General features: G+C 74.4%; 8 protein-coding genes. 3 read left to right on the forward strand and 5 right to left on the reverse strand.

Going from position 1 to position 7,937, the window contains the following annotated elements; all coding sequences use genetic code 11:
- Window positions 1-2,352: cation-translocating P-type ATPase (locus FNX44_RS20360; protein WP_143649951.1), on the reverse strand; the 2,352-nt coding region annotated here is incomplete at its 3' end.
- An 8-nt stretch (window positions 2,353-2,360) separates the two neighbouring features.
- The gene (locus FNX44_RS20365) at window positions 2,361-3,299 is read right to left on the reverse strand and encodes a universal stress protein (RefSeq protein WP_143649953.1); all 939 of its coding nucleotides are present in this window, start codon (window positions 3,297-3,299) and stop codon (window positions 2,361-2,363) included.
- Window positions 3,300-3,455: 156 nt separating this feature from the next.
- On the opposite strand from FNX44_RS20365, the gene FNX44_RS20370 reads away from it, so the two are divergent.
- Window positions 3,456-4,190 carry a class I SAM-dependent methyltransferase gene (locus tag FNX44_RS20370; protein ID WP_143649955.1) on the forward strand — a complete coding sequence of 245 codons (735 nt, stop codon included), beginning with the start codon at window positions 3,456-3,458 and terminating at the stop codon, window positions 4,188-4,190.
- A gap of 28 nt (window positions 4,191-4,218) precedes the next feature.
- Here FNX44_RS20370 and FNX44_RS20375 read toward each other — a convergent pair whose 3' ends face one another.
- Window positions 4,219-4,680 (reverse strand): nuclear transport factor 2 family protein, encoded by a 462-nt coding sequence (locus FNX44_RS20375; protein WP_143649957.1) that lies wholly within the window; start codon window positions 4,678-4,680, stop codon window positions 4,219-4,221.
- Between the two features lie 111 nt (window positions 4,681-4,791).
- Here FNX44_RS20375 and FNX44_RS20380 point away from each other — a divergent pair, with 111 nt between their 5' ends.
- Both FNX44_RS20380 and FNX44_RS20385 read left to right on the forward strand, forming a co-directional pair.
- The gene (locus FNX44_RS20380; protein ID WP_143649959.1) at window positions 4,792-5,349 is read left to right on the forward strand and encodes a PadR family transcriptional regulator; all 558 of its coding nucleotides are present in this window, start codon (window positions 4,792-4,794) and stop codon (window positions 5,347-5,349) included.
- 2 nt (window positions 5,350-5,351) lie between these two features.
- Entirely contained in the window at window positions 5,352-6,164 is an 813-nt protein-coding gene (locus tag FNX44_RS20385; protein WP_143649961.1) for an SGNH/GDSL hydrolase family protein, read from the forward strand.
- A gap of 23 nt (window positions 6,165-6,187) precedes the next feature.
- Here FNX44_RS20385 and FNX44_RS20390 read toward each other — a convergent pair whose 3' ends face one another.
- Both FNX44_RS20390 and FNX44_RS28155 read right to left on the reverse strand, forming a co-directional pair.
- Window positions 6,188-6,940, reverse strand: a complete 753-nt coding sequence (locus tag FNX44_RS20390; protein ID WP_143649963.1) for a hypothetical protein — start codon at window positions 6,938-6,940, stop codon at window positions 6,188-6,190.
- Window positions 6,941-7,107: 167 nt separating this feature from the next.
- Window positions 7,108-7,937 (reverse strand): transcriptional regulator (locus tag FNX44_RS28155; protein WP_173019236.1); only part of this gene is annotated, 830 nt, incomplete at its 5' end.

Below are 7,937 nucleotides of genomic sequence, written 5' to 3' on the forward strand. Positions count from 1 at the left end.
GTCGCGGGGTGGGCGGGTCATGATCTCCCGCTCCTTCGGTTCGAAGGCGAGCATCAGACCGAGGGCCACCGCGGTGGTCATGTTGATCCACAGGATCTGGGTCGGCATGATCGGCAGCGTGGCGCCCGCCAGTACGGCGGCGAGGATGACCAGGCCCTGCCCCATGCTGGTGGGCAGCGTCCAGACGATGAACTTCGTCAGGTTGTCGAAGACGCCCCGGCCCTCCTCGACGGCGGCCTCGATCGTCGCGAAGTCGTCGTCGGTGAGCACCATGTCGGCGGAGTCCTTGGCGACCTCGGTGCCGCCCTCGCCCATCGCCACGCCGATGTTCGCCTGCCGCAGAGCGGGAGCGTCGTTGACGCCGTCGCCGGTCATCGCCACGACGTGGCCGCGCTGCTGCAGCGCCTCGACGAGGCGGAGCTTCTGCTCCGGGGAGACGCGGGCGAAGACCCGCGCGTGGTCGACCGCGTCGGCGTACGCGTCGGGCGGCAGCGCCGCCAGCTCCGCGCCGGTCAGCACCAGCGGCCGCGGCGCCGTGCCGTCCGCGTCGGCCGTGCGGCCGGGTTCCGTCGGCGGGGGCAGCAGGCCGAGTTGGGAGGCGATGGCGGAGGCCGTGCCCACATGGTCGCCGGTGATCATCTTCACCGCCACGCCGGCCGTGTGGCAGGCGCGGACGGCGTCCACCGCGGCCGCGCGCGGCGGGTCGAACATCGCGACAAGGCCGGTCAGCACCAGCCCGGTCGGCGGGCTGTCGGGGTCGTCCAGAGCGTCCGGGCCGACGCCGGGCCGTATCGCCGTGGCCAGCACCCGCAGGCCGGTCCCGGCCAGTTCGTCGGCGGCCCGCAGCACCGCCGACCGGTCCAGGGGGCGCCGCCTGCCGTCCGCGTCGAACTCCTCCTCGCACAGCGCGGCCACCCGCTCGACCGCCCCCTTCAGCAACAGCACATGACCGTCGGCACCGTCCCCGCCGTCGACGTCCCGGTGCAGGGTCGCCATGTAGCGGCGGTCCGAGCTGAACGGGACGGCGGCGACTCGGGGCAGGCGCTCGCCCGGCCGGCCGCCGTTCACGCCCCCTTTGCGGGCGAGTGCGAGCAGCGCGCCTTCGGTCGGGTCGCCGACGACGTGCCAGCGTCCGCCCTCCTCGGCGAGCGTCGCGTCGTTGCACGCGCCGCCGACGAGCAGGGTCCAGCGCAGAGAGGGGTGGTCGGCCGGGCGGGCGGGCGTGCCGGCCAGGTCGTGTACGCCGCCCGCCGGTGCGTAGCCGGTACCGGTGACCCGGAAGGTCCGCTCCGGCGTCCACACGGTGGTGACGGTCATCTGGTTCTCGGTCAGCGTCCCCGTCTTGTCCGAGCAGATCACCGTGGTGCTGCCGAGGGTCTCCACCGCCGGGAGGCGGCGGATGACGGCTCGGCGCCGGGCCATCCGGGCCACGCCGATCGCCAGGGTGATCGTCACGGCCGCCGGCAGGCCCTCGGGGATCGCGCCGACCGCGAGCGCCACGGCGGCGGTGAACATGTGCACCGGCTCCTCGCCGCGCGCCATGCCGAAGGCGAACGTGACGCCCGCGAGCAGCAGGATCACCACGGTCAGCAGCTTGCTGAAGTCGGCGAGCTTGGCGGTCAGCGGGGTGGCGAGGGTGTCGGCGGCGCCGACGAGTCGGTGGATCTCGCCGATCTCCGTCTCGCCGCCGGTCGCCACGGCGATGCCGACACCGCGCCCGGACGTCACGAGGGTGCCGGAGTGCACGGTGTTGCGGCGGTCCGCGACCGGTGTGTCGACGTCCAGGACGGCCTCGTCCTTCGCCACCGGTTCGGACTCGCCGGTCAGCGCGGACTCGTCGGTCCGCAGTTCCGTGCCGCGCAGCAGCCGAAGGTCGGCCGGTGCCTTGTCGCCGGCCTCCACCACAACGAGGTCGCCCGGCACCAGTTCCTCCGACGGCACCTGCCGCTCGCGGCCGTCCCGCACCACCGTCGCCGTCGTGACCTGCATCGACCGTAGACTGTCCAGCGCCGCCTCGGCCTTGGACTCCTGGATGAAGCCGATCGCCGCGTTGATCAGCACCACCGCGAAGATCACCGAGGCGTCCACGTACTCGCCGATGCCCGCCGTGATCGCCCCGGCGGCCAGCAGCACGTAGATCAGTGGGTGGTGGAACTGTGCGAGTACCCGCAGCAGCGGCCCGCGCCGCGCCGCGGCGGGCAGCACGTTCGGACCGAAGCGCGCCATCCGCCGTTCCGCTTCCTGCCGGCTGAGCCCCCGTTCGGGGTCGGTCGCCAGCAGCAGGACGACCTCGTGCGCGGCCAGCCCGTGGTGGTTGCCGGCCACCCCCTTGGCGTCGACGGTCGTGGTCATCGACCAGTTCACCCGCCCAGTTCGGGTGACGGCTTCTCGACCCGCACGACGGCGACCGGGCTCTCCGCGTGGTGCAGCAGCGCCTGACTCACCGAGCCGAGCAGCAGACCGGCGAAGCCGCCCCGGCCACGCGCCCCCACCACGGTCAGCTGAGCCTGGCGGCTTGTCTCGATGAGCACCGGGCGGGTCCGGCCGGTCAGCAGCTTCCGGGTGACCCGCACGTCCGGGTAGCGGTCGGCGCAGCCGGCCAGCGCCTCCGCGAGCAGCCGCTCCTCCGCGTCCCGCAGCCGGTCCGGGTCGTAGACGGCGTTCGGCGGGTCGCCGGGGCCGACGTACAGCCGCTCGTTCCAGACGTGGCAGGCCAGCAGCTCGGCGCCGCGCAGCGAGGCCTCCGCGAAGGCGAACTCCACGGCGCCCGCCCCGGCCGGTGAGCCGTCGACGGCGAGCAGCACCGGGCCGTCCGCCACCGGTGTTCCGCGCACGACCAGCACCGGGCAGTGCCCGTGCGCGGCCAGGTGCACGGCCGTCGACCCCAGCAGCAGCCCGACGAACCCGCCCAGCCCCCGGCTGCCGACGACCATCAGCCGCGCGGTCCGCGACTCCTTCTCCAGCACGGTCAGGGGCTCGCCGGTGACCAGCGCGGACGTGGCCTCGACGTCCGGTTCCGCTTTCGCGGCGTGCATCACGGCGTCACGCAGCAGCCGCAGGGCCTCGTTCCGCAACCCGCCGTCCGGCGGGCCGAGCGGTGACGCCTCCAGCGGCACGCGCAGCACCGGCCACAGGAACGCGTGCACGATCCGCAGCGCGCAGCCCCGCAGCCGCGCTTCCCGCGCGGCCACCGCCACCGCCGCCAGACTGGACGGCGAGCCGTCCACCCCCACCACGACCTGCCCGTTGCCGGGGCTCTTGTGCTTCCCGGCTGCCAGCGTCGTCTCGAAATCCGTCATCGTCGCACCTCCACTACCGAGCGTGCGGGTGGCGGGGGGTGCCCGCCAACGGGCCGATGGTCCGCCCCGGCGGGCCGTTCGGCCCTGCCGCGTGGCACGCTGACGGTCGAGGAGCCGACGGAGGCGCGCGGCGGCGTGGACGGGAGCATCACGGCAATGGGTGACGGGCGCGACACGGACGGACGGCAGGGCGAGACTTCGGCGCGGGCCGCGAGGCGGCAGCACGCGCCCGGTGCGGACCTCGCCGACGAACAGCGGGCGCACTGGCAGGACACCTACCGCGCCCACCCCGGCATGTACGGCGAGCGCCCGTCCGAACCCGCCCGCCACGCCGCCGACGTCTTCCTCGCCGCCGGTGCCCGCACCGTGCTGGAACTCGGCGCCGGCCACGGCCGCGACGCCCTCCACTTCGCCCGCCAGGGCCTCCGCACCCACGCGACCGACTTCAGCCCGACCGGCCTGGACCAACTCCGCGCCGCCGCCGACGCGCAGGGTGTGGCCGAACGGGTGACCACCACCGTGCACGACGTGCGTGAGCCGCTGCCGCTGCCGGACGACTCGTTCGACGCCGTGTTCGCCCACATGCTGCTGTGCATGGCGCTGTCCACGGACGAGATCCGCGCGCTGGTCGCCGAGGTCGCGCGGGTGCTGCGCCCCGGCGGCACGTTTGTCTACACCGTCCGCCACACCGGCGACGCGCACTACCGGACCGGGACGCCGTACGGCGACGACATCTGGGAGCACGGCGGCTTCGCCGTCCACTTCTTCCCGCGCGCCCTCGTCGACGAACTCGCCGCCGGCTGGCAGCTCGCCGACGTCCACGCCTTCGAGGAGGGCGACCTCCCCCGCCGCCTCTGGCGAGTCACCCAGAGGACCGTTCCCGCGAACTGACGACCATCGCCTGGACGGGCGGGCCGCCTCAGGGCGCGGGGTCCTCGGCGGCGCGAGCGGTGAGGGGGGCGCGAGCGGTGAGGGTGGCGCGAGCGGTGAGGACGGTGAGGACCGCTTCGCCGAGGGCCTGGACGGCGGACTGGGGGCGGACCATCACGGTGAACTCCTTGATCCGGTCGTCGGCGGTGAGGTGCAGAAGGTCTATGCCGTGGATCTGGCGGCCGCCCGCGGTGGCGCGGAAGAGGAGGACGGCGGAGGCGGCCTCGGTGTTGTCCGCGCTGGTCAGGGACGTGCCGCTGTACTCGCCGATGTAGCGGAAGTCCTCGAAGACCTGGAAGAGCGCGGTGAAGAGGCCCAGCACCGCGCTGCGGCCCTCGAACGGCGTGAACTTGACCGGGCTGTAGAGCCGGATGTCCTCGGTGAACAGCTCTTCGAGGCCTGCCAGGTCGCGGCTGTCTACGGCGGCGCGGAAACGGTCGGCGGCGGTCATGGGAGACCCTTTCCATAGTCATGGATGTGACTAGTCAGATTCATGAGTAGCATGGATGGTGGCCCTCGCGACAGGGCGTGGCGGGGCGAGGAGAGGAAGGTGGCGGGTCCGATGGCGCTGCGACACGCCGTACTGGCGGCGCTGCTCGACGAGGAACTGAGCGGCTACCAGCTGGCCAAGGCCTTTGACCTCGGCGTGGCGAACTTCTGGCACGCCCGGCCCCAGCAGCTCTACGCCGAGTTGGCGAAGTTGGAGCAGGCCGGGCTGGTCGCCGGGCGGGAGGTGGTGCAGGAGGGGCGGCCGAACAAGCGGTTGTTCCGGGTGACGGACAAGGGGCTGGCCGAGCTGGAGCGGTTCGCCGCCGCGTCCGCCAAGCCCTCGTTCGTCCGCGACGACCTGCTGGTGAAGGTCCAGGCCGCCGACCATGTCGACACCGCGACGCTGGTCGCCCGGCTCGGCGAACGGGCGGCGTACGCGCAGACCAGGATCGAGCTGTTCACCGCTTTGCTGGAGAACATGCGCGGTTCGCTGAGCGAGCAGGAGTTCCTACGGAAGGCCGACCGCGTGGGGCCGTACCTGACCTGTTCCCGCGGGCTCGCCTTCGAGCGGGGGAACCGTGAGTGGTGCGAGCGGACGATCGCCGTGCTCCTCGAGCGGGCGGGAGGCTGACGATGCCGGACGCTGAGCGGCGGCCGCAGCCCCTCTACCACCGCTATGTCGCGCTCGGCGACAGCCAGACGGAGGGTGTGGGTGACGGCGACGACGCCGGCGGGCTGCGGGGCTTCGCCGACCGGCTGGCCGAACACCTCGCCCGGCACAACCCCGGACTGCGGTACGCCAACCTCGCGGTGCGTGGCCGGCTGGCCGGACAGGTCCACGAGGAACAGCTCGGGCCCGCCCTCGCCCTGCGGCCCGACCTTGCCACAGTCGTCGCGGGTGTGAACGACGTGCTCCGGCCCGGCTGCGACGTGGGCGCCGTCGCCGGTCGTCTGGAGTTGATGTTCGCCGCGCTCACCGAACAGGGGGCCCGGGTGGCCACGCTCACCTTCCCCGACCCGGCGCGCCTCACACCGCTGGCCCGTCCGCTGTCGTCACGTGTCCGCGCGCTGAACGACCTGGTCCGTGCGGCGGCCGCCCGGCGGGACGTGCTGGTGGTGGAGGCCGCGGCGCACGCCGTGGTCGCCGACCCGAGGATGTGGAGCACCGATCGGCTGCACGCCAGTCCGCTCGGTCACGAGCGCATCGCGGCCGCCCTCGCGCAGGGACTCACCCTGCCCGGCAGCGACGGGAGTTGGGCGCTGCCACTGCCGCCGCCCGAGGTGCCCGCCCCGAGCGGGCTCGGGCTCGCGGCCGCCGAACTCCGGTGGGCGGTGGGGTTCCTGGGGCCCTGGCTCGTCCGTAGGCTGCGCGGCCGGTCCTCCGGCGACGGCCGGACCGCCAAGCGGCCCGAACTGCGTCCGGTGGCGGCAGGTTCGGGCGGTTGAGCCGGTCCTCGGGCAGTGCGCGGTCAGTTGCTGAGTACGCCGCGTACCAGCGCGCCGACCAGTCGCAGGACCGCGCCGCCGCCCTCGGCCACCACCTCGGCGCCCTCGAACGCGAGGTCCGCCGCCTCGTCCCACGGGATCCGGCCCTCGCTGCCGACACCGAACACCGCGACCATGGCGTGGGCCAGCGCGGCCTCGTCCGCCGTGGGTCGCGCCCAGCCACGCCAGCGGATCCGGTAGGGGGCCGTCCGGGCGCGTCGCGCCTTGGCGCGGCCGCGCGGCATCGCGAACGTGCCGACGCGCCGCCGCAGCGGCAGGCCCAACAGGCGGTACCTGCGGAGGAGGACGCTGCGTCGGCGGCGCGTGGGCCGCAGCAGTAGGACGGTCCGGTCCGCGTTACCGGCGCTGTAGGGGTTGTCGGCGTGGCCGGCGCCTTCGGTGGCGTGGTACTCCAGCCGCAGTTGGACGCGGCGGCGGAACCAGCCGACGCGTTCCCGCCGCAGGGTGACCGTACGGCCGTCGCCGAGCCGGACGTCGAGCCGTTCGGGTTGGGGGCGCGGCGGCCGGGTGCCCGCGCCGGGCGGCGGGTCGACGGTCGCGGCCTCCGGGCGGCGGCTCACAGTCACGGTGGGGACGCCCGACCCCGCCACCTCGGTGACCCCGGCCACCCACTCCGTGCTGGTGTACAGGCCGCCGAAGCGCGGGTCCGCGATCTTCACCACCCGCGTCGCCAACGCGGCGGACGTCGTCAGACCGGCCGGCGCAGCGCTCCCCATGGCCATCCCCCTAATGAGTGAGTCACCGATACGGTGCCACCGGACCCGTCGTGCGGCGCCCGGGCCCGTTCACCGGTAGTGGACGCCCCGGCGGCTCGTGAGGTTGCGTGCCGCCGGGTGGGAGAACGGGCGGGGGACGAGGGGGAAGACGTGGCCGCCCGAGGAGGTCAGTCGGCGGGTTGCCGGATCCAGCCGCCCTCCTCCGGCCAGTGTGTGTACTGGGGCCGGCCGGCGGCACCGCTGGTGCGGAACGGCCGACCGGCGTCGTCGATGCGCAGCGTCCCCGAGCGCCCCTTGGACGACCAGACGAGTTCGAGGTACCAGTCGGCGTCGTGGCGGGCCGTCTCGGCGGTGACCTCCAGCACCTGGGGCTCGGTGTCGGAGACCCGGAACGGGAAGCGCGGGGCGGGGAGACGCTTGCCGTCCTCACCGGTGTCGCCCGACAGGTCGAGGCCGTCGACGGGGCGGGCCCGCGGCCGGTCCGCGTCGAGGTCTACGGCGAGCACGGCGGGGGAGAGGGCGCCGCCGCAGCCGTGACCCGTGTTGAACGCGTTCCACTTCAGCGGCGGCCTGCGGTCGACCACCCGCACGTACAGGCCCTTGAGCACCACGCTTTCCGCCTCGGTGCCCTGGACCGTCACCTCCACCCTGGTCGTGCCGCCGTGTACGGCGCGCTGTCGTGCGGCCCAGCGCGGCGCGTCCTGCTCGACGGGCGGCGGCGGCACGGAGTCCGGGGCCTTGCGGATCAGGTAGCGGTGGTCGCAGCCCTCCTGCCAGACGTGGGAGCGGGTGGTGACGGAGAGCAGCGCGGGCTTGTCGTCCGCGGGGCGGTTGTCGCCGGTCGGCGCGGCGGACCGGGGCTCGCCGGCGGCCGGGTCGGTGCGGCCGAAGGTGAGGTAGACGGGGACCAGTGCGGTCAGGGTCGCCACGGCCAGGGCGGCCGCCAGCCAGGTGCGGCGGCGCCGCCGGTCGCGGCGGACGGGCGGCGGGGCGGGCG

The sequence above is a fragment of the Streptomyces alkaliterrae genome (genome assembly GCF_007097205.2).
Taxonomy (GTDB): Bacteria; Actinomycetota; Actinomycetes; order Streptomycetales; family Streptomycetaceae; genus Streptomyces; species Streptomyces alkaliterrae.